This is a genomic window from Agromyces aureus (genome assembly GCF_001660485.1).
Taxonomy (GTDB): domain Bacteria; phylum Actinomycetota; class Actinomycetes; order Actinomycetales; family Microbacteriaceae; genus Agromyces; species Agromyces aureus.
Genome location: NZ_CP013979.1, coordinates 982,357 through 1,001,451, shown reverse-complemented (window position 1 = coordinate 1,001,451; position 19,095 = coordinate 982,357). Strand labels below are relative to the sequence as shown.

Sequence of the window (19,095 nt, the reverse complement as noted above, 5' to 3'; positions counted from 1 at the left end):
CCTGCTCGAAAAGTGACATACGTCATCTATACGGTGACAGCCCTCTCCGAAGCGTCGAGATCCGGCGCCTCGAACCACGAACGCAGCGACGACGACGTCGCCCAGCATCGGCGAGGCCCTCGGCCCACGCCATCCTCCCGAAGGGACCGGAATGAACACCAAACACTCCCGGAGGACGGCGGCTGCAATCGCAGTCGCGGCCTCCGGACTCCTGCTCGTCACGGCCTGCTCTTCCGGCGACACCGCTCCCGCGGCCTCGTCGAACCCCGACGTGCTCGTCATCGACCAGTCGTTCACCGCGCAATCGATCGACCCCGCGACGATCTTCCAGGTGACCGACGCGATCGTCGCGACCGGCATCTACCAGACGCTCGTGTCCTACCAGGGCGACGACCCCACCCCACAGCCGCTGCTCGCCTCGGCGTACGCCGTGAGCGACGACGGGCGATCGGTCACGTTCACGCTCGACGAATCCGCGACGTTCGCCAATGGCGAGCCGGTGACCGGCGACGACGTCGTCTTCTCGCTCAAGCGCCTGCGCAACCTCAAGTCGAGCCCGTCGTACCTCATGGACGGCCTGACCGTCACGGCGCCCGACGAGCACACGGTGGTCGTGGCATCCGAGAACCCGGCCTCGTACATCCCGAGCCTGCTCACCTCGACGGCGACCTCCATCGTCGAAGCCGATGCGGTCCGCGCGGCGGGCGGCAGCGACGGAGACGACGCAGCCGAGACCGACGGCGCCGCGGCGCTGTTCACGTCGGCCGAGAACGGCGTGGGCAGCGGTCCGTACCAACTCGAGTCGTACGACACCAACTCGCAGATCACCCTCGTGAGCAACCCGGAGTGGTGGGGCGGCGACCCCGCCTACGAGCGCATCGTGATCCGCAACGTGAAGAACCCGCAGCAGCAGAAGTCGAGCGTCGAGTCGGGTGAGAGCCAGATCGCGCTCGACATCCCGGGGCGCGTCGCCGAGGGCATCTCCACCGATGCGCTCGAGGTGAACGCGTACCCCTCCCCCGAGGTGCTGTACCTCGCGATGACCATGGACCCCTCGTCGCCGACGGCGGATCCCGCAGTTCGGGACGCCATCCGGCTCGGCCTCGACTACGACGCGCTCGTGCAGCTCGCCGGTCCGGGCACGCTGCGAGCCGCCGGCATCATCCCGTCGAACCTGATCGGGTCGATCCCCGCCGACGAGGCGATCGAGACCGACGTCGAGACCGCGAAGCAGATGATCGAGGACGCCGGTGCCACGGGCTCGAAGATCACGTTCGACTACGCGAACGACTACACCAGGCTCGCCGGCATCGACTACAACATCATCGCGCAGGCCATTCAGACGCAGCTGGGCGCCATCGGCCTCACGGTGGAGCTGAACCCCACGCCGACCTCGACCTCGCTGCAGCGCTACATCGACGGCGAGACCCAGCTCGCCCTCTGGTCGTGGCCGCCGGACTACGGCGACCCCGACAACCTGCTCGTGTTCGGCCCCGGCGCCCTCATCGGCGAACGCGTGCAGTGGACCGCCGACGACGCCCCCGACGTGGTCGCCCTCGGCGACACCGCCCGCACCGCGCTCGGCGACGGCCGCGAACCCGCCTACCTGGCGTGGAACGAGGCGATCGTCGACCAGGCTCCCTACGCGTACCTGCTCGAGCCCACCTTCACCCTCGTCTCGTCGAGCGCCGTCGGTGCGAAACTCGATCCCATGGCGAACCTCAACCTGTCGCAGATCGCGGCGAACTAGGCGAATGATGTCAGCTCCCTCCGTCGACTCGGTCGGGGTGTCCGCGGACACCCCGACCGGGCCCCCGGCCGGCAATGGCGGCTCGGGCTACGCGCGGTTCGTACTGCGCCGACTCGTGGCATCCGTCATCACCCTGTTCGGGATCACGATCGTCTCGTTCGGCATCAGCGTGCTGGTGCCGGTGCGAGCCGAAACGGTCAACCTCAGCCAGCAGGCGCTCGCGAACCCCGAGGTGGTCGCCGCGTTCCGAGCGAAGTTCGGTCTCGACCTGCCCATCTGGGAGCAGTACCTGCGCTATCTCGGCGGGCTCCTGCACGGTGACCTCGGCCTCTCGCAGCAGACCGGCAATCCGGTCTCGGCCGACCTCGCGAACTACGCGCCCGCGACCCTCGAACTCGTCGTCTACGCGACGCTCATGTCGCTCGTGGCCGGTGTGGTCTTCGGCATCATCGCCGCCGCGATGCGAAACCGCTGGCCGGATCACCTCGCCCGCATCGTCTCGCTCGTCGGCGTGAGTCTGCCGACGTACTGGCTCGCGCTCGTCGGCTCCACCTTCTTCTTCCGCCAGCTCGGCTGGCTGCCCGGCAGCGGACGACTCGACGCCACGATGATGCCGCCGCCCCGGGTCACCGGGTTCTACACGGTCGACTCCCTGCTCGCCGGGCAGTTCGACGTCTTCCAGTCGGCCGTCGCCCACCTCGTGCTCCCCGCCTCGATCCTCGCGATCTCGACGCTCGGCATGATCCTGCGCTTCACGCGGAGCTCCGTGCTCGACGGTCTCGGCACCGACGCCGTGAAGGCGGCGAAGGTCAAGGGGCTGCCCACGCACCGGGTGCTCATGCGCTACGGCGTGCGCATGGCCTCGAGCCCGATCATCACCGTCGCGGCCCTCTCGTTCGGCTTCCTGCTGGCCGCGACCGTCTACGTGGAGCAGATCTTCTCGTGGGGCGGCATGGGCCAGTACGCCTATCGAGCCTCCACGAACCTCGACCTCTCGGCGATCACCGGTATCTCGGTCGTCGTCGCGGTGATCTTCCTCCTCGTCAATTTCCTCGCCGACCTGCTCGCGTCGGCATTCGATCCGAGGATCCGACTCCAATGACCAAGACCGATGTCGTCGCCGCCGTGCGGCAGGCGACCACCTCCGAACTCAGGCGCCGTTCCCGACGCGTGCCCGCCTGGATGCGCCGGCCCGGCACGATCTTCGCCTTCGCCGTGCTCCTCATGTGGCTGGTGGTCATCGCGCTGCCGTTCCTGCGTCCGTACGACCCGCTGGCGACGGTCGGGCCGGCGCTGAATCCGCCGTCGCCCGACTTCCTCCTCGGCACCGACGCCCTGGGCCGCGACAACCTCAGCCGCACGCTCTCCGGTGCGACCGTGTCGATCCCGAACGGCATCGCGATCGTGCTCGCCGCCGCCGCGATCGGCACGACGATCGGCCTCATCGCCGGATTCTTCGGCGGATGGGTCGACGAGGTGCTCATGCGCATCGCCGACCTCGTGTTCGCGTTCCCGAGCATCATCCTCGCCATGGCGATCGCCGCGGCCCTCGGACCGAGCGTGCAGAACGCCGTGATCGCGGCCGCCATCAGCTGGTGGCCCGCCTACGCGCGAGCCGTCCGCTCGATCGTGCTGGCCATGCGCGAGTCCGAGTTCGTGCTGTCGAACCGTCTCTCGGGTGTCGGCACGTTCCGTTCGATCGTCGTCGACATGCTGCCCGCCGTGCTCGGCTCGGTCCTGGTCCTCGCGATGCTCGACATCGGGGCGGCGATCCTCTTCCTCGCCGGCCTGTCGTTCCTCGGGCTCGGCTCGGTTCCGCCGACGCCCGAGTGGGGATCGATGATCTCGGGTGCCGTGCAGTACTTCGACGAATGGTGGCTCGCGGTCGCACCCGGGCTCGCGATCGTGTCGGTCGTGCTCGCCTTCAACCTCATCGGCGACGCGCTGCGCGACCAGCTCGAGCCGCGACTGCAGGAGATGACGGGAGAACAACTGTGAGCATCCTCGAAGTCACCGGCCTCACGGTCACGCGTCCCGACGGCCTCCGACTCGTCGACGAGGTCACCTTCGACGTCGACCGCGCCGAAGTGGTCGGCATCGTCGGCGAGTCCGGGTCGGGAAAGACCATGACCGGCATGGCGCTGCTCGGACTCGTGCCCGAACCGCTCACGGTCGGCGGGTCGATCCGACTGAACGGTCGCGAACTCGCGACGCAGTCCCAGCGGCAGTGGCAGCGGACCCGTGGGCGCGAGATCGCCATGGTGCTGCAGGACCCGTCGTCTTCGCTGCATCCGATGCTGAAGCTCGGGGAGCAGCTCACCGATCACCTGCGAAGCCACCTCGGCATGCGCCCGAAGGCGGCCAGGGCCCGGGCGCTCGAGCTCCTCGAACAGGTGCACCTGCCCGACGGCGAGGACATCCTCCGCCGGTTCCCGCATCAGCTCTCGGGCGGCATGAAGCAGCGCGTCGCGATCGCGATCGCCCTCGCGTGCGAGCCGGCCGTCCTCGTGGCCGATGAGGTGACGACCGCGCTCGATGCGAACATCCGCGTCGGCATCCTGCGACTGCTCGACGAGCTGAGACGCACGACCGGCATGGGCATCATGTTCATCACGCACGACCTCGCCATGCTCTCCTCGTTCGCCGACCGCGTCAGCGTGTTCCGTCGGGGCGAGATCGTCGAACAGGCGAGCGCCGCCGAGCTGTTCGCCAACCCGCAGCACCCGTACACGCACGAACTGCTCGACGCCGTGCCGAGCATCCCCTGGAAGATGGTCGACCTGGAGCCCGTCGGCTCCCCCGCCGAAGGGACCCTCGACGATGACTGAATCCACCCCCCTGCTGCGCGTTCGCGACGCAGAGGTGACCTACAAGGGCCGCGGGCGCTCGGCGAAGCTCGCCGTTCGCGGGGTGAGCCTCGACGTGCACCCCGGCGAGATCGTCGGCATCGTCGGCGAGTCCGGCTGCGGCAAGTCCTCGCTGGCGCGCGCCATGGTCGGCCTCCAGGCGACCTCGGGTGGCAGCATCGAGTTCCTCGGCGAGCGTGTGCGGCCCCTGCCGATCCGCCGTCGTGCCGCCTCGATGATCCCGCTGCAGATGGTGTTCCAGGATCCGAATGCGTCGCTCAACCCGCGGCGACGGGTCGACGAGCAGATCGGCGAGGTGATCCGGGGCAGCCGGAAGGCCATGCGCCAGGCGGTGCCCTCGAAGGCCGAGGTCGATGCGCTCGTCGCCGACGCGCTCGACCGGGTCGGCCTCGACCCCGCCCTGCGCCGCCGCTACCCGCATGCGCTGTCGGGCGGCCAGCGGCAGCGCGTCGCGATCGCGAAGGTGCTCGCCGTCGACACGAAGATGATCATCGCCGACGAGCCGATCGCCTCGCTCGACGCGTCGTCGCAGAAGCGGGTCGGCGCACTGCTGCGCAACCTCGTCGACACCATGGGCATCGGCATGGCGATCATCTCGCACGACCTCGCCGTCGTCGCCTCGATCGCGGACACGATGGCCGTGATGCGAGCGGGCGAGTTCGTCGAGAAGGGCACCGCCGAACAGCTGTGGACGCACGCGCGCCAGCCGTACACCCGGGAGCTCCTGGGCGCCGTTCCCTCGCTCGTGAGCAGGGCGGCATGACCGGCCCCGACCGGAGCGGCCGACCCGAGGCCGTCCTCCGGCGGATCCCTGCCGAGGCCGAGGCCGACGCGCTCTCGGCCGATGCCGTCGTCGTGGCGGGCACGGTGTACTCGACGGTCATCCCGACCGACGAGCACGACGAACTCGCCGGTTCGACGATCGAATCGCAGGCCGAGCAGGCGATCGCGAATCTCGACGCCGTGCTCCGGTCGGCGGGGTCCGACCTCGCGTCGATCGCGCACCTCACGATCCACCTGACCGACATCTCACGAGACCGGGCCGGATTCAACGCGGTCTACCGCGAGTGGTTCCCCTCCGACCGCGTGCCGGTCCGGTGCGCGGTCGGGGTCGCCGCGCTCGCCCGCCCCGGCATGCTCGTCGAACTCACCGCGATCGCCGCGGTCACCGCTCCGTCGGGGCGGTGACCGCGGCGTCGGGGCGGTGACCGCGGCGGGCCACTGACCCGTCGGGCCGCTGACCGGGCGCGACGCTGCCCCGGCTCTGCGAGGGCTCGGATGGCGCGGCTCAGCGCCCGGCGACGAGGTCGGCGAGGTGCGCGATCGGCGACGTGGTCGAGCGGCCGCCCTGCTCGGCACGATCGGCCGCATGGTAGGCGCCGTAGATGCCCTGCACGGCGAGCCAGCGCAGCGGCTCGACCTCCCACGTGCGGGCGCGGTGGCCGACCCAGGGCAGCCGGGTGAGCTCGGTGTCGCGCCCGAGCACGAGGTCGCGCAACGTGCGTCCGGCGAGGTTCGTCGCCGTGACGCCCGTGCCGACGTATCCACCGGCCCAGCCGAGGCCGGTCGCCGCATCGAGGCCGACGGTGGCCGCCCAGTCGCGCGGCACGCCGAGCACCCCCGACCAGGCGTGGTCGATCGCGGCATCCGCTGCACCGGGGAAGAAGCGTGCGAGCAGCGCGCCGAGGCTCGCGATCGTGCGCTCCTGGGTGCGCCCGTCCTGGTCGACGCGCGAGCCGTAGCGGTAGGGCACGCCGCGACCACCGAACGCGATGCGGTCGTCGGCGGTGCGCTGCGCGTACATGTAGACATGCGCCATGTCGCCGAGCGTGTCGCGCTCGTTCCAGCCGATCTCGTTCCAGACGGATGCCGCGAGCGGCTCGGTCACGATGAGCGACGAGTTCATGGGCAGCCACGTCCGGTGCTCGCCGTGCAGATCGGGCGTGAACCCCTCGGTCGCGCGCAGCACGTGGGCGGCGCGCACGGTGCCGTGCTCGGTGCGGGCTTCGCCCTGGCGGATTTCGGTGACGGTCGTGTTCTCGTAGATCGCCACGCCGAGTCGTTCGACGGCGTCCGCGAGACCGAGCACGAGCTTGGCCGGGTGGATGCGGGCGCAGTGCGGGTGCCACGTCGCGCCGAGCACGCCGGCGACGTTCACGCGATCGGCGGCCTGTCGGGCATCGAGCAGTTCGAGGTCCGTCGCGGGCCACGTCTGCTCCGAGGCGGCGTAGCCCCGCAGCCGCGCGAGCTGCGCCGGAGTGGTCGCGACGTTCAGTTCGCCGCCCTTGCGGATGTCGGCGTCGATGCCCTCGGCGCCCGCCACCCTGATCACCTCGTCGACGGTCTCGTTGAGTGCGACCTGCTGGGCGATCGCCGCGTCGCGGCCGTGCCGCTTCACGTACTGCTCGCGGCCGCCCGTGACCGAGTTGGTCAGCCAGCCGCCGTTGCGACCAGAGGCGCCAAAGCCTGCGAACCGGCGTTCGAGCACGGCAACGCGGATGCCGGGCTGGTCGCGCTTGAGGTAGTAGGCCGCCCAGAGTCCGGTGTACCCGGCACCGACGATCGCGACGTCGACGTCGAGGTCGCCGGGCAGGGCCGGTCGCGGGGTCGGCATGCCGACCTGCTGCAGCCAGAACGAGACGCCGCCGTTGACGGTCATGCGTGGTCCTCTCGGGGTGGGGTCGCCGCGGGATCCGGCTGGCGAAGCGAAAGATATCTGCGCGTTGTACAACAACGTTTTGAAACGTAGCGCCGGCATGGCAGGCTGTCAACACGGGATCGTCGCTCGACGGACCCGAAGCCGCCGCTCTCCGGGAGGAGCCCCGTGCCGATCGACGTCGACCCCGACGAACGCCTCGCCGACATCGCCCGCGCCACGGTGGACGTCGCACGCGAACGCGGCACGCGCTCCGTCACGCTGCGGGCCGTGGCCGAACGCCTCGGGCGATCGACGGCGTACATCACGAACTTCGTGCCGTCGCGCGCGCACCTCATGGCCAACGCGCTCGACCACGCCCGCACCCAATGGGATCTCGAACGGCTCGAGCACCTCGGCGACCTCGTCGGCGTCGAACGCCTGGCCGCCCTGAGCCGCTGGATGTGCACCTCCTCCCCCGAGGAGAACGTGCTGCGCAGCCTCTGGATCGAGGTCATCGCCGACGTGCGCGGTGCCAACCTGCGCGCCTACGAGGTCGTGCGCAGCGTCACGGATGCCACGTACGGCAAGTTCCTCGACGGCGCCGGCCACGTCGAGGCGGGCGGCGAATCCGTCGACCGCGAGACGGCGGCGCACATCGCCGACATCCTCTACCTCTACTGCCGCGGCTACGAGGTCAAGGCCGTCGAGGACCCCGACGTCTGGACCGACGCGCGCGTGCAGGCCTCGCTCGAGGTGCTGCTGCGCACGCTGGTGTTCGCCGACGCCGTTCCGTCGACCCGGTAGGCGGCGCGGCGGTTCGCGCGACGCCCGGCAGCGGATTGCGACTCGGAGCCGGCAGCCCGAGCCCCGAACTGGGGCCTCCAGGAGGGCGAAACAGAGGAATGCTCATCGATAGCATTCGGGCAGCACATCCGGAATTCTGCAGCTGAACCGGAGGAGGGTCCATGTCGACCGCTCCCAGCACGACGTCTGCGACCGATGCGGTCGAGACCGGCGGTGCCGAACGCGTCGAAGACTCGGTCGGACGGATCGAACGCTGGGTCCGATCCAAGCGCCCGACGGCCGCCCTGCTGCTGTTTCTCGTGCTCGTCGCGCTGGCCGCGATGATCGTGCATGCGGAGCTCGATCGGCTGATCGCCGGCGCGCTCGATGCCGAAGGCCGAAGCGCGCCGCTCGGCAAGGCGATCGGTCCGCTCGCGTTCGCCGCCCGTGACGAGACCTGGGCGGTGTGGAACGCGACGACGAGCGGGCAGGCGGTCGGCCGGTGGATCGCCATGGCGGTGCTCGCCGACGCCGTGCTCATCGTCGCCTACGTCGCGCTCTTCCTGCGCGCGATCTCCGCGTCGTACGCGAAGCGCGCCAAGCGACGGCTGCTCGAAGCGCTGGTCATCGCGGAGCTGGTCGAGGCCGCCCTGCTCACGGCTGCCGCCGCCACGCTGGTCCACGAACTGGATGTGTCATCAACGGTGCCATGGCTCCTCGCCACCGTTTCGACCGTGAAGTGGGCGATGTTCCTCGCACTGGTGGTCTCGCTGCTCATCGACTTCAGTTTCCGGCGGCGAGCGCTGGCGGCCCTGCGTCGCATCGGCCGTGCGATCTGGTTGCACCGCCTGTCAGTCGTGCTCGTCGTGCTCCTCGTCGCCCTGACGTGCATCCCCTCAGATGGCGTCCTCGACCAGCTCCCCGACCTGCAGCGACAGTGGGCCGACGGTACGCAACTCGGGCATGCGGCGGCCGCGATCGTTGCGACGCTGCTCGCATCGCTGGTCGCGTTCACCTTCGGACGCATGCGGGCGCGGGCGCCTGTCCAGGTGTTGCGCGAGTCGGAACTCAACCTGCGCGGCGTCTACGCGTATCCACGGCCGTACTCCCGCGGAGTGCGAAGTCGAGGACTGAGAGCACCGTACGACGTACGCGGCGAACACCAGCGTCAGGACTACGACGTGCCGGCGGTCTTCCGCATCGGTTGGATGGATCTCTGGTGGGGCGCCCCGATCGTCGGCTTGGTGTTCTTCGCCGCGGTAGGAGGATGGAACGCGATCCGATGGTCGACCCTGGTGTTCCTCGCCATTCCGGTCGCAGTCGTGCTGGCCTCGCTCTTCTCGATCAAGGCTCCCGATCGGTGGTATCCCCGCGAGACCCAGGAGCTTCGCGCGCGGTACGCCTGGCTGACCGGCGACCTCATCGCCGTGCTCATCGTGGGCGTCGTCGGGCTCGGTCTCGTTCGATCCCTCGCCGGACCGGTCGCCGCGCAGATCGCGCTCGCCGCGATCGAGCCGACACCGTGGTCCGTGCCGCCGCTGGTGCTCGGCGGGTTGACCGTGCTCATGAGCCCACTCCTGCTCACGATCCACGGCCCGAGGGCGACAGGTCGCTTCGCCCGTTTCAGCCCGCTCTTCGACCTGGATGTGCGGAACCGGATGGTGGTCCACCAGGCACTGCTCGCCGTGCTCACCGGCGCTGCCGCGCTTCTCCTCTTGCACATCGCGGTGGCGCCGCGATGGTGGGCCGAGTCGATCGGCGCCCCCGCACTGACCGTGTTCGCGCTCACGCTCTGGGGCGTCGTGCTCGGCTCGTTCACGATCGCCGTGCAGGAGTACCCGCCGCTCCCGATCTTCATCAGGCTGCACCTGCGAGCAACCCCGGTGCTCACGCTCGCGATCACGATTCCGCTCATCGCCATGGTCTTACTCGCCTCGTCCGACGTGGATGATCCGCAGCTGCATGCCGTGCGCACGCCGACCGGCGTGCAGGTGGCCCCGTTTGAAGCCGTTTCATCCGTGGAGGCGCAGCTCGATGCCCGCCTGGACGACATCGAGAAGGCGGCGTGCACCCTGGCCGTCGGCGGGCGATCCGTTCGCCCGGCGCTCGTCGTCGCTGCCGAGGGCGGCGGCATCCGGGCCGCTTACTGGACCGCCCGCGTCTTCGAGACGTTGGCCGACCAGAGCCCCTGCCTGGCGGACAGCGTGCTCGTCTCCAGCGGCGTGAGCGGCGGGTCGGTCGGAATGGCCGTGACGGCAGCCCTGCAGCAACAGGCCGGACGGCTGCCGGCCGAGTTCGAGCCGTCCGTCTGCGACGACGACCAGAGGGCTGCGGAGACGACCCGCGTGCAGTGCCTGCTCCATGGGCTCGCGTCGCCGGAGACGATCGGGGTCGGCCTCGCCGGCCTGCTCGTGCGCGACCAGATCGTCGGCCAGACCGGCGTGCATCTCCCGACCATCGGCATGCCGGCCTCGACCGACGACTTCGCCGCGACCGACCGCGCCACGCTCATCGAGCAGAGTTGGATCGACGATGTCGAGGCCCTCAGCCTGCGTCCGAACTGGCGGACGTCGACCGCGATCGGCCTGCCGGTCTTCAACTCGACCGATGCCCGGACCAAGTGCAAGGTGCTCATCGGCCCGATGCCGTTGACCGGCGCGGACGCACCCGACGGAGATCCCACCGGTGCGGACTGGGGCTGTGCCGAGCCGGGCGAGATGCCGAGCGCCCTGCCGGTGCCGGCGTCGTGCTTCGCGCATCTCGACTGGGCGGGCCTCGCGATGCTCTCGGCCCGGTTTCCGACCGTGACGCCTGCGGCGCGCTTCGAACCGAGCGACGGATGCGGGGACGAGGATCTGCAACTCGTCGACGGCGGCTACGCCGAAGGTTCGGCACTCGGCACGGTCGCCGATCTGGCGCCGCTCATCGTCGACCGGATCGGTGAGGCCAATGCCGGCCGCACCGGCGCCTCGACGCCTCCACTCGTGCCGATCCTCGTGTACGTGAAGAACTCCGCCGGGTACGACCTCGCCGCAGACGTCGCGAAGGTCTCGGCCGAGCCGTTCGTGCCGATCGTGGGCAACGCCGCGAAAGGGCAGCAGATGACCGCCCCCGTATTGATGCAGCGCATCGGCGCGACCTTCGCACAGACGCCGGGGGCGACGACCGAGACCGATGCCATGGACGACACGTTCCCAGGGCTCTCGGTCACGGTCGCTCCGCAGACCGTGCCGACGATCGTGCCTCCCCTCGGATGGGCGCTGTCGTCGTACAGCATCGACAGCCTCGAGGCCGCGCTTCGCGGCCAGCTGAGGCCCGCCGTCAGCGACGCACCGACACTCTTCTCGCTCATCTCCCGCGCCACCGCGGAGTAGCCGCGCCGTCGACCGTGCACGCCGGGCGCCACGAGTCGAGGCGCCTGTCCCGACTCACACGCGGGCGTGCGCCCGCTCCTGCCGGCCGACCGGGCGGAGGGCGGCGAAGCGCGCTTCGGTCTCGCGCAGCATCCGCTCGCGCTGTTCGGGGGTCTTCTCGGTGACGGACGCAAAGTTGACCCAGCGCAGATTCTTCACGCCGATCTTGCCGAAGGTGCCCTTGAACAGGATCTTCGTGAGCGGGTCGCGGAACCACCAGCGGTAGGCCGCATCGGGCGTGGTCATGATCGACAGCACGGTGACGCCCCCGAGCCGCGGCATGAGGTTGCGGAAGGGATTGCCCTTCGCGCCGGCGATCTCCTCGAAGACGACGCCCTTGGTGAGCACGCGGTCGAGGAAGCCCTTGGTCGCGGCAGGCATCGCCTCCCACCAGACGGGGAAGGCGAACACCAGGTGATCTGCGTCGAGCAGCCGTCGCTGATAGTCGACGACCACGGGGTCGACCATGGACTTCAGACGCCAGGCGACGAGGTCGTCGCGGCTCATGACCGGGTCGAAGCCGTCGGCGGCGAGGTCGACGAGGTCGATCTCGTGGCCCGCCAGGCGTGCGCCGCGGATGGCGGCAGCGGCGACGGCGGCCGTGAAGCTTCGTCGGTGCGGCACGTTATCGGACGCGTCGAGGGTGTAGGGGTGGTCGAAGACGAACATGATCCGCATGGCTGCTCCTATGCCCTGGTGATGATGGGTTGCTTGTTCAACGGTTGCATGTGCAACAGTAGCCTGTCAAACGAAACGACTAGACTCACGGCATGGACGCGGTCGATCTCCCCGACGAGCAGGCGCAGCTCTGGTACCTGATCCGCCGTGTGGCCGGGCTGCTCGACCGCACCGGCGACGCCCTGTTCCGCCGCGAACTCGACATCTCGCTCGCGCAGTTCCTCGTGCTGAGCGTCGTCGACGCGCACCCCGGTCCGCTGAACCAGCAGGCCATCGCCGACCGCCTCGGCCTCACGAAGGGCACCGTCAGCCGCCAGATCGAGCAGGCGGTCGCCGCGGGCCTCATGACCGCCGAGGCCAGTGCGAAGAACCGCCGCGAGAAGGCGCTCGGGCTTACGGCGGCAGGCACCGATCTCGTGCGGCGCGGCGATGCGCTCTACACCGAGGCGCGCAGCACGACGCTGCCGGCACCCGACGCCGACGAGCTCCGCGCCACCCTGCGGGTCCTCGAACAGATGAACCGCGCGCTCGACTGAGTCGATCGGCTACCGCTCGAGCACGGAGCCCGCGTCGAGCCATTCGAGCTTGCTCGGGTTCGCGAACGAGAAGATGCGCGTGATGCGTCCGCCCTCGACGACCACGCTCACGGCGCCCGCGAGCTGCCCCGCGATCTCGGCACGGATGCCGGGCTCGCCGTTCACGTCGACGACCCGCACGACGAACGGAAGCCCGAGCTTCGCGATGCCGCCGACGAGGTAGCGCGCGATCTTGTCTGCGCCGACGATGGGCCGCACCGCGGCTCCGCGCACCTGCCCGCCGCCATCGGCGACCGAGACCACGTCGGGCGCGAGCACGTCCATGAGCGCCTGCACGTCGCCGGAGTTCACGGCGGCGGCGAACCTCGCCACGACCTCCTCCTGCTCGGCCCGGTCGACGGTGACGCGCGGACGCCTCGCCGCGACGTGCTCCTTGGCGCGATGCGCGATCTGGCGCACCGCGGCCGGGGTCTTGCCCACGGCATCCGCGATCTCGTCGTACGGAACGTCGAACACCTCGCGCAGCACGAACACGGCGCGTTCGGCCGGACCCAGCGTCTCGAGCACGGTCAGCATCGCGATCGACACGCTCTCGGCGAGCTCGACGTCGGCCGCGACATCCGGACTCGTGAACAGCGGCTCTGGCAGCCACTCGCCGACGTACTGCTCGCGACGTCTCGCCTGGGTGCGGATCTGGTTCAGCGCCTGACGCGTGACGATGCGCACGAGGTAGGCGCGCTGGTCGCGCACCTGTGCACGGTCGACCTCGTTCCAGCGCAGCCACGACTCCTGCAGCACGTCTTCGGCGTCGACGGCGGACCCGAGCATCTCGTACGCGACCGTGAAGAGCAGATTGCGGTGCACGACGAACGCATCGGCGTCGGCTTCCGCCGCCGCGTCGGCACCGCTGCCACGGCTCATGCCGTCGAGCCTACGACTGACGACGGGGCACCCGTCGGCCCGGCGCTCGTCGATCCGGCTCCCCGCTCGACGAGCGGCGGCATCTCGCACGCGTCGGCGAAGCCGTCGGAGTGGATGCCCAGCGCGAGGTTCATGCGCGCGCTCATGTTCTGGAACGCGACCTTCGCCGTGAGCTCGATGAGCGCGGCCGGTCCGAGTTCGTCGAGCAGTGCAGCCGAGAGCTCGTCGGTGACGGTCGGCGGGGTCTGGCTCATCGCCTCGGCGTACTCCATCACGTTGCGTTCGAGCGGGGTGAAGACCGTGGCCTCGCGCCAGTTCGGCACCTGGCGCGCCTTCTCGACGTCGAGGCTCTCGTTGCGCGACTTGTAGTAGTTGAAGTCGAGGCACCAGCTGCAGCCGATGTGGGCGTCCGTCGCCATCACGGCGAGCGTGGAGAGATCGCCATCGAGCTCGTGGAGCGCCTCGACCTTGCGCCCGATGCCCATCGACGCGCGCATCAGCGCGGGGTGGTGCGCGAGCACGCCCATCGAGTCGGGCACTCTGCCGAGCATGCGGCGTGCCGCGACCTTCACGACACCCCCGAACACTCCGTTCAGCTCGGTCGGCGGGATGCGGGTCTGCGTGGTCATCGTGTCCTCCTGCGTTGCTCGACGGCCCGGCTTCGGCATCCGGATTGGCCCGTCGACATGAAGACACCGGTCGGATGCCGCGTGTGACATCCGTCCGATCGGCCGCGCTCACGCGAGCAGGGGCGACACCTGCCCGACGACGAGGCTGGGGCGCGACAGGTCAGCCGCGCTCGTCCTCGAGGCCGGTCGCCATCGCTGCTGACGCGGCACGATCGAGCAGGTCGCGTGAGACCAGCACGCCATGGGCGACGAACTCCGCCGGCACGTCGGCGATACCCGATTCGCGCCTCGCCGCAATGGCCGGCGACCCGAGCGGCAATGCGCGCGCCCTGGCCATGCGCCGATCCTCGCCGTGCACCCATGGCGGCAGCGGCACACCCTCCTCAGCGAGACGGTAGGCGACCAGAGCGGCCAGGGCGGAATCCCACGTCTTCGAACCGGTCGGTTCCGGCTCGGTGATCGCGAGCACGCCGCGCACGAGGCCGCGCTCCGCGGCGAGATCGGCATTGAGCGACAGGAAGGCCGCGGAAGCCGCGTCGAGATCGTCGGCGGCGAGCGCCTCCCGGATACGGCTGGCGACGCACACGACGTCGTCGCGCATGGTCGGAGCGGCGAACAAGCGGTGGCCCGTACCCGCGAGCAGGCGGGCGACCGTCTCGAACCGGGGGCTCTCACGCGCGGTCTCGGCGAGGGACACCCGCGCCTGCGGCACCTCGGTGCGCTCGGAGAGCTCGCGTTGCGAGAGTCGGCCGCTCTTTCGCGTCGATCGAATGAGCATTGCCGCGATTCCCATTGCGCTTCCTTTCTATGTGTGTATATATTCGTTTTACCGAATCATATCAGCCTCCAGGGCTGGTTCCCACCTCAAGCACAGGAGCCTCGCATGCCCGTCTACCGCCTCTCCGTTCCCGCCCGTCGCAGCATCAGCCAGCGCACGGTGCTCATCGCCGCCGGCTCCGTGCAGGCGATCATCACCGCACTCGCCGCGATCTTCGCCCGCTGACCCGGGGCAGCCCGACGGCTCGACCGCCCGGCCGCCCACCCTCGCTTCTCGCACCGACTCCGATCCGTCGAACGACCGAACCCCAGGAGAACCTCATGCCCATCCACCGCATCTCCATCCCGGCCCGCCGCAGCATCAGCCAGCGCACGGTGCTCATCGCCGCCGGCTCCGTTCAGGCGATCATCGCCGCACTCGCCGCGATCTTCACACGCTGACCATCACGCACGACCGAAGGCTCGGGTTCGGTCAGACCCCGCCCTCGAAGCGTGAAGGTCCGGCGCCGTCGCCGAGCGCCACGTCAATGCGCCGCAGGTGCCGCTCCGGCACTCCGACGAGATCGTCCAGCGGATGCCACGCGACCTCGGTCATCTCGCCGTCGGCGGGGTACGGCTCGCCCTCGATCCACGAGCAGCGGAACGTCAGGTCGAGGTAGTCGACCTGGTCGCCGTTCACGTGCGTGACCCGCGGCATCTGGTGCACCCACGCGAGCCGGTCGACGCGCACCCGCACCCCGGCCTCCTCGAGGGCTTCGCGAGCCGCGGCATCCGCCGGCTCCTCCCCCGGGTCGACGATGCCCGTGATCGGGGTGAGCAAGCCGTTGTCGGAGCGCCGCCCGAGCAGCACCTCGTCGCCCCGCACGACCACGGCCGTCACGCCCACGAGCGACAGCGGGGCGTGGCCGACGTGGCGGCGCAGTTCGAGCACGAATTCCGGGGTCGCCATGCGGCCACGCTACGCGAGCCGGACGGCGTTCGGGCCTCGGCCGCAGCAGTGCAGTGCGATGCCGCACGGCGGAATCCCGTTCGCGCGGCGGAATCCATGTAGGCGGGGATTCCGGCGCGCAGACGGGATTCCAGCACGCAACGAAGCGGATGCCGCGGCAGCACGTGGCTGCGCGGCGTCCGCCCGTCGTGGTGGTGGTGTCGTTACTCGGCGACCCCCTGCGCACGGCGTCGGCGCAGCGCGATCACGCCTGCGCCCGCACCGAGCACGAGCAGCGCGCCGGCGACTGACAGGGCGGTCCACGGGTCGGCGCCCGTGTGCGCGAGGCCGGCCGTCGAGCCGGAACCGCTGGTCGCGACCGAGCCGGAGCCCGTCGCGGAGGCTCCGCCGCCGGTCGCCGCGGCGACCGTGATCGGCGCCCAGCCGATGAGCGTGCCGTCGGCCGACTGGATCGCGACCTTGTGCGCGCCGGCGGCGAGCGTGTCGGGCAGCGTCACCGTGACGACCCCGTCAAGGCCGACGGCGGCCGAGCCGAGCGACGTCGGGGTCGAGTAGACCGTGCCCCATACCGTCTCGCCGGCGTGCGCGACCCCCACGTTCACGGGCAGCTTCGCGCCCGGCGCGGCCGTTGCCGGTGCCGTCACGCCGCCGCGGTTCGCGTCGGTGAGCAGCGCCTCGTCGATCGGCGCCGGCGCGGTGCCGGGGTCGGTCGGGTCGGTCGGGTCCGTCGGGTCCGTCGGGTCCGTGATGACCGCGCCGGGCAGGGTGCCCGTGCGGAGTGCGCCGGGCTTCTCACCGTCGGCGAACCACCACACCGGGCGGGTCGTGACGAGCGAGGGCGCCGGGGCGGCCGAGCTCAGCGATGCCGGGGCGGTCGCGAAGCCCTCGTTGTTGAGGTTCGGCATGCCTGCGGGGCGAGCGAGGTGCTCGACCGTGGGCTCGGCTCCGGCGAGCGTGATGCGCGCCGCCTCGCCCTCGCATCCGTTGTCGCACACTGCCCAGAGCCGGTCGAGCACCGTGTCGTAGTCGAGGGCCATGACGCCACCGAGACCCGGGTCGATCGACGCGATCTGGGCGAACGAGCCGTCGGCGTTCAGCGCGTACGCGTAGACCACGCCGTTGTCCTCGACCGCGACGAAGAACAGCCCGTCACCGTGGCCCGGGTAGCGGGCCGGGTCGTAGATCGCGCCGGTGTTGGCGTCGACGAGACCCTTCAGGTCGCTGTCCGCGACCCACTCGACGGCCTCGAGGCCCGTGTTCGCGGCAACCTGCGGGAGCGAGGCCGTGAGGTCCCACTCCTGTGCCGCGACGACGTCTGGGCCGGCGGCCTCGGGGTCGACCGCGAGGATCGTGTTCTGGTTCACGCCCTTGTCGGCGTTGTCGCGCTCGGAGGCGATGTAGATGCGGCCGTCGTTCGCGACCGTGATGCCCTCGGTGTCGGGGCCGGCCTTGGCGGGCAGGCCGGCGTCGCGCTGGAATCGCACGCGCTTGCCATCCGCCCAGCCGTCGGCGAACGACGCGCTGCCGTCGGCCTTCACGTCGAGCTTCCAGAACGTGCCGGTGCCGTTGTCGACGGCCCAGAGCACGACGCCGTCGGCCGTCTGCTGGGTGTCGAGGCCGGACGAGTCGCTGAGGAACATGGCCGCCTCGTCGACGACCGTCACGTCGGCCGCACCCGGCCAGGCCGCGACGACCGGTTCGGTCGGATCCGTCGGGTCGGTCGGGTCGGTCGGTCCGGTGCCGCAGGCGTTCGCTGCGCCCTTGGTCGAGGTCGCGGCGTCGATGAACGCGCCGGTCCCCTCGGGGCAGCGCGCCCACGTGACGGCGGCGTGCGCGGCCCACGAGTACTCGACGACCGTGATGCCGGCCGCATTGCGGATCGTCGCGACATCCGCCCCGCCGAGGCCGAACGTGAAGTGGGTCGCACCGTCGAAGACGAAACGGGCACCGGGCGCGAGCACGGTTCCGGATGCCACGGGGGTGACGTCGGCGGCGTGGCCCACGGGATCGTTGTCCATGAGGGTCCAGCCCGACAGGTCCACCGAGGTCGTGCCGGTGTTGATGACCTCGACCCAGTCGGTCGCGTCGCCGTTGGACTCGACCTCGTTGATCGCGATGGCCGGCAGCACGCAGTCGTTCGCCGCGCCGGGGGTGACGCGCGCGAGCGCGAAGGGACCGGTCGCGTCGGGGCAGCGCGCGTAGCTCGCCGCGGCCTCGTTGCCGTCGATGGCCGGGTGGCCGTTCCAGGAGTACTCGTCGAGCAGCTTGCCCGTGGTGTCGAACAGGCGGATCGAGTCGGACCCGCCGATGCCGATCGCGGCCTGGAACTCGAGGGGCTTGCCCGCGGCATCCGCACCGATGGTCGAGGCCTCGACGACGAGGCGCTGGCCGGCGGCGATCGAGGCGCCCGACGCGAAGAACCAGCGGTGGTCGTCGTCGTCGCTGTTGTCGCGCACCTCGTAGCCGCTCAGGTCGACGGCGGACTCGCCCGGGTTGATGAGCTCGATCCAGTCGGCGGGGCCCGAGTCGACCTCGTTCAGCACGACAGAGCCCGGCTTCGCGGGCTCTTCAGGGGCGGCACAGGCGTTAGCCGCGCCGAGCGTGACGGCCGTGGCGTGCGCCCACGCTCCGCCGTCGGCGCAGCGCGACCAGTCGGCGAGCGGCGCGGTGGCCGCGTAGGCGTAGGAGTCGACGACGGCGTTCGCGGCGTCGACCAGCACGACCTCGTCGCCCTTGCCGAGCCCGAACGGGAAGCCGAGGGGCGCGGCGTCCTTCTGGAGCACGAGGAAGCCGCCGGCGGCGAGCGTCGTGTTCGCCGGGATGGTGCCGCGCTCGACGCGCTTGTCGTCCATGACGGCCCAGCCCGAGACATCCACCGGGTCGGATGACGCGTTGAAGAGTTCGATCGAGTCGACGGTGCCGTGCGTGACGGTGTCGTAGACGATCTCGTTGACGACGACGCCGGGTGCGGCACCGTCTGCGGCGAGCGCGGCGCCGGGCGTCGCGAGCAGCGCCGCGCCGGAGGTCACGGCGAGCGCCGCGACCATCGCGGACGCGCGACGGATGGATGGGGAGAAGGGCATGGAGGGGCTCCTGACAGAGACGTGAGGGGTCGCAGCCCACTCGACCGTTCGGCGCTGAACGGAAGGTGTCC

Annotated in this window: 16 protein-coding genes; 9 read left to right on the top strand and 7 right to left on the bottom strand. The window is 70.5% G+C overall.

The features are described from left to right. The first annotated feature begins 151 nt into the window (after positions 1–151). Genes ATC03_RS04250 through ATC03_RS04225 form a run of 6 tightly spaced genes read left to right on the top strand, consistent with a single transcriptional unit; the run spans position 152 to position 5,805 of the window. Entirely contained in the window at positions 152–1,750 is a 1,599-nt protein-coding gene (locus tag ATC03_RS04250; RefSeq protein ID WP_067873524.1) for an ABC transporter substrate-binding protein, read from the top strand. 7 nt (positions 1,751–1,757) lie between these two features. Further along, positions 1,758–2,852 carry an ABC transporter permease gene (locus ATC03_RS04245; protein WP_084003683.1) on the top strand — a complete coding sequence of 365 codons (1,095 nt, stop codon included), beginning with the start codon at positions 1,758–1,760 and terminating at the stop codon, positions 2,850–2,852. Next, complete coding sequence (locus ATC03_RS04240) at positions 2,849–3,748, top strand: ABC transporter permease (protein WP_067873521.1); 900 nt, start codon at positions 2,849–2,851, stop codon at positions 3,746–3,748. The genes ATC03_RS04245 and ATC03_RS04240 overlap by 4 nt, the downstream gene beginning before the upstream one ends. Next, entirely contained in the window at positions 3,745–4,578 is an 834-nt protein-coding gene (locus ATC03_RS04235) for an ABC transporter ATP-binding protein (protein WP_067873518.1), read from the top strand. The genes ATC03_RS04240 and ATC03_RS04235 overlap by 4 nt, the downstream gene beginning before the upstream one ends. After that, positions 4,571–5,380, top strand: a complete 810-nt coding sequence (locus ATC03_RS04230; RefSeq protein WP_067873515.1) for an ABC transporter ATP-binding protein — start codon at positions 4,571–4,573, stop codon at positions 5,378–5,380. Before ATC03_RS04235 ends, ATC03_RS04230 begins: the two co-directional genes overlap by 8 nt. Continuing rightward, the gene (locus ATC03_RS04225) at positions 5,377–5,805 is read left to right on the top strand and encodes a RidA family protein (protein WP_067873512.1); all 429 of its coding nucleotides are present in this window, start codon (positions 5,377–5,379) and stop codon (positions 5,803–5,805) included. Before ATC03_RS04230 ends, ATC03_RS04225 begins: the two co-directional genes overlap by 4 nt. 100 nt (positions 5,806–5,905) lie before the next feature. Here the strand turns inward: ATC03_RS04225 and ATC03_RS04220 are convergent, their stop codons facing one another. Beyond that, positions 5,906–7,276, bottom strand: a complete 1,371-nt coding sequence (locus ATC03_RS04220; protein ID WP_067873508.1) for an NAD(P)/FAD-dependent oxidoreductase — start codon at positions 7,274–7,276, stop codon at positions 5,906–5,908. A 165-nt stretch (positions 7,277–7,441) separates the two neighbouring features. On the opposite strand from ATC03_RS04220, the gene ATC03_RS04215 reads away from it, so the two are divergent. Further along, positions 7,442–8,059: a TetR/AcrR family transcriptional regulator gene (locus ATC03_RS04215; RefSeq protein ID WP_067873506.1), complete on the top strand. Its 618-nt coding sequence runs from the start codon at positions 7,442–7,444 to the stop codon at positions 8,057–8,059. Between the two features lie 161 nt (positions 8,060–8,220). Continuing rightward, a complete protein-coding gene (locus ATC03_RS04210) occupies positions 8,221–11,412 on the top strand; it encodes a hypothetical protein (RefSeq protein WP_067873505.1) in 3,192 nt (1,063 codons plus the stop codon). A 54-nt stretch (positions 11,413–11,466) separates the two neighbouring features. Here the strand turns inward: ATC03_RS04210 and ATC03_RS04205 are convergent, their stop codons facing one another. Continuing rightward, complete coding sequence (locus ATC03_RS04205; RefSeq protein WP_067873501.1) at positions 11,467–12,129, bottom strand: NAD(P)H-dependent oxidoreductase; 663 nt, start codon at positions 12,127–12,129, stop codon at positions 11,467–11,469. Between the two features lie 92 nt (positions 12,130–12,221). On the opposite strand from ATC03_RS04205, the gene ATC03_RS04200 reads away from it, so the two are divergent. Then, positions 12,222–12,665, top strand: coding sequence for a MarR family winged helix-turn-helix transcriptional regulator (locus tag ATC03_RS04200; RefSeq protein WP_067873496.1), 444 nt, complete (start codon positions 12,222–12,224; stop codon positions 12,663–12,665). A 9-nt stretch (positions 12,666–12,674) separates the two neighbouring features. Here ATC03_RS04200 and ATC03_RS04195 read toward each other — a convergent pair whose 3' ends face one another. The 5 genes from ATC03_RS04195 to ATC03_RS04175 all read right to left on the bottom strand — a co-directional run bounded on the left by ATC03_RS04195 (position 12,675) and on the right by ATC03_RS04175 (position 19,024). Further along, positions 12,675–13,586, bottom strand: coding sequence for an RNA polymerase sigma-70 factor (locus ATC03_RS04195; protein ID WP_067873493.1), 912 nt, complete (start codon positions 13,584–13,586; stop codon positions 12,675–12,677). Continuing rightward, positions 13,583–14,215, bottom strand: a complete 633-nt coding sequence (locus tag ATC03_RS04190; RefSeq protein ID WP_067881364.1) for a carboxymuconolactone decarboxylase family protein — start codon at positions 14,213–14,215, stop codon at positions 13,583–13,585. Before ATC03_RS04190 ends, ATC03_RS04195 begins: the two co-directional genes overlap by 4 nt. Positions 14,216–14,375: 160 nt before the next feature. Next, complete coding sequence (locus tag ATC03_RS04185; RefSeq protein ID WP_152030863.1) at positions 14,376–14,816, bottom strand: hypothetical protein; 441 nt, start codon at positions 14,814–14,816, stop codon at positions 14,376–14,378. A gap of 648 nt (positions 14,817–15,464) precedes the next feature. Next, positions 15,465–15,941: an NUDIX hydrolase gene (locus ATC03_RS04180; protein ID WP_067873484.1), complete on the bottom strand. Its 477-nt coding sequence runs from the start codon at positions 15,939–15,941 to the stop codon at positions 15,465–15,467. Between the two features lie 203 nt (positions 15,942–16,144). Continuing rightward, a complete protein-coding gene (locus tag ATC03_RS04175; RefSeq protein ID WP_067873481.1) occupies positions 16,145–19,024 on the bottom strand; it encodes a lamin tail domain-containing protein in 2,880 nt (959 codons plus the stop codon). Positions 19,025–19,095: the final 71 nt, after the last annotated feature.

Coding starts and splice junctions, on each gene's coding strand:
- ATC03_RS04250 (WP_067873524.1), top strand. CDS start 152: ATGAACACCAAACACTCCCGGAGGACGGCGGCTGCAATCGCAGTCGCG.
- ATC03_RS04245 (WP_084003683.1), top strand. CDS start 1,758: ATGTCAGCTCCCTCCGTCGACTCGGTCGGGGTGTCCGCGGACACCCCG.
- ATC03_RS04240 (WP_067873521.1), top strand. CDS start 2,849: ATGACCAAGACCGATGTCGTCGCCGCCGTGCGGCAGGCGACCACCTCC.
- ATC03_RS04230 (WP_067873515.1), top strand. CDS start 4,571: ATGACTGAATCCACCCCCCTGCTGCGCGTTCGCGACGCAGAGGTGACC.
- ATC03_RS04225 (WP_067873512.1), top strand. CDS start 5,377: ATGACCGGCCCCGACCGGAGCGGCCGACCCGAGGCCGTCCTCCGGCGG.
- ATC03_RS04220 (WP_067873508.1), bottom strand. CDS start 7,276: ATGACCGTCAACGGCGGCGTCTCGTTCTGGCTGCAGCAGGTCGGCATG.
- ATC03_RS04210 (WP_067873505.1), top strand. CDS start 8,221: ATGTCGACCGCTCCCAGCACGACGTCTGCGACCGATGCGGTCGAGACC.
- ATC03_RS04205 (WP_067873501.1), bottom strand. CDS start 12,129: ATGCGGATCATGTTCGTCTTCGACCACCCCTACACCCTCGACGCGTCC.
- ATC03_RS04200 (WP_067873496.1), top strand. CDS start 12,222: ATGGACGCGGTCGATCTCCCCGACGAGCAGGCGCAGCTCTGGTACCTG.
- ATC03_RS04195 (WP_067873493.1), bottom strand. CDS start 13,586: ATGAGCCGTGGCAGCGGTGCCGACGCGGCGGCGGAAGCCGACGCCGAT.
- ATC03_RS04190 (WP_067881364.1), bottom strand. CDS start 14,215: ATGACCACGCAGACCCGCATCCCGCCGACCGAGCTGAACGGAGTGTTC.
- ATC03_RS04185 (WP_152030863.1), bottom strand. CDS start 14,816: ATGCGCGACGACGTCGTGTGCGTCGCCAGCCGTATCCGGGAGGCGCTC.
- ATC03_RS04180 (WP_067873484.1), bottom strand. CDS start 15,941: ATGGCGACCCCGGAATTCGTGCTCGAACTGCGCCGCCACGTCGGCCAC.
- ATC03_RS04175 (WP_067873481.1), bottom strand. CDS start 19,024: ATGCCCTTCTCCCCATCCATCCGTCGCGCGTCCGCGATGGTCGCGGCG.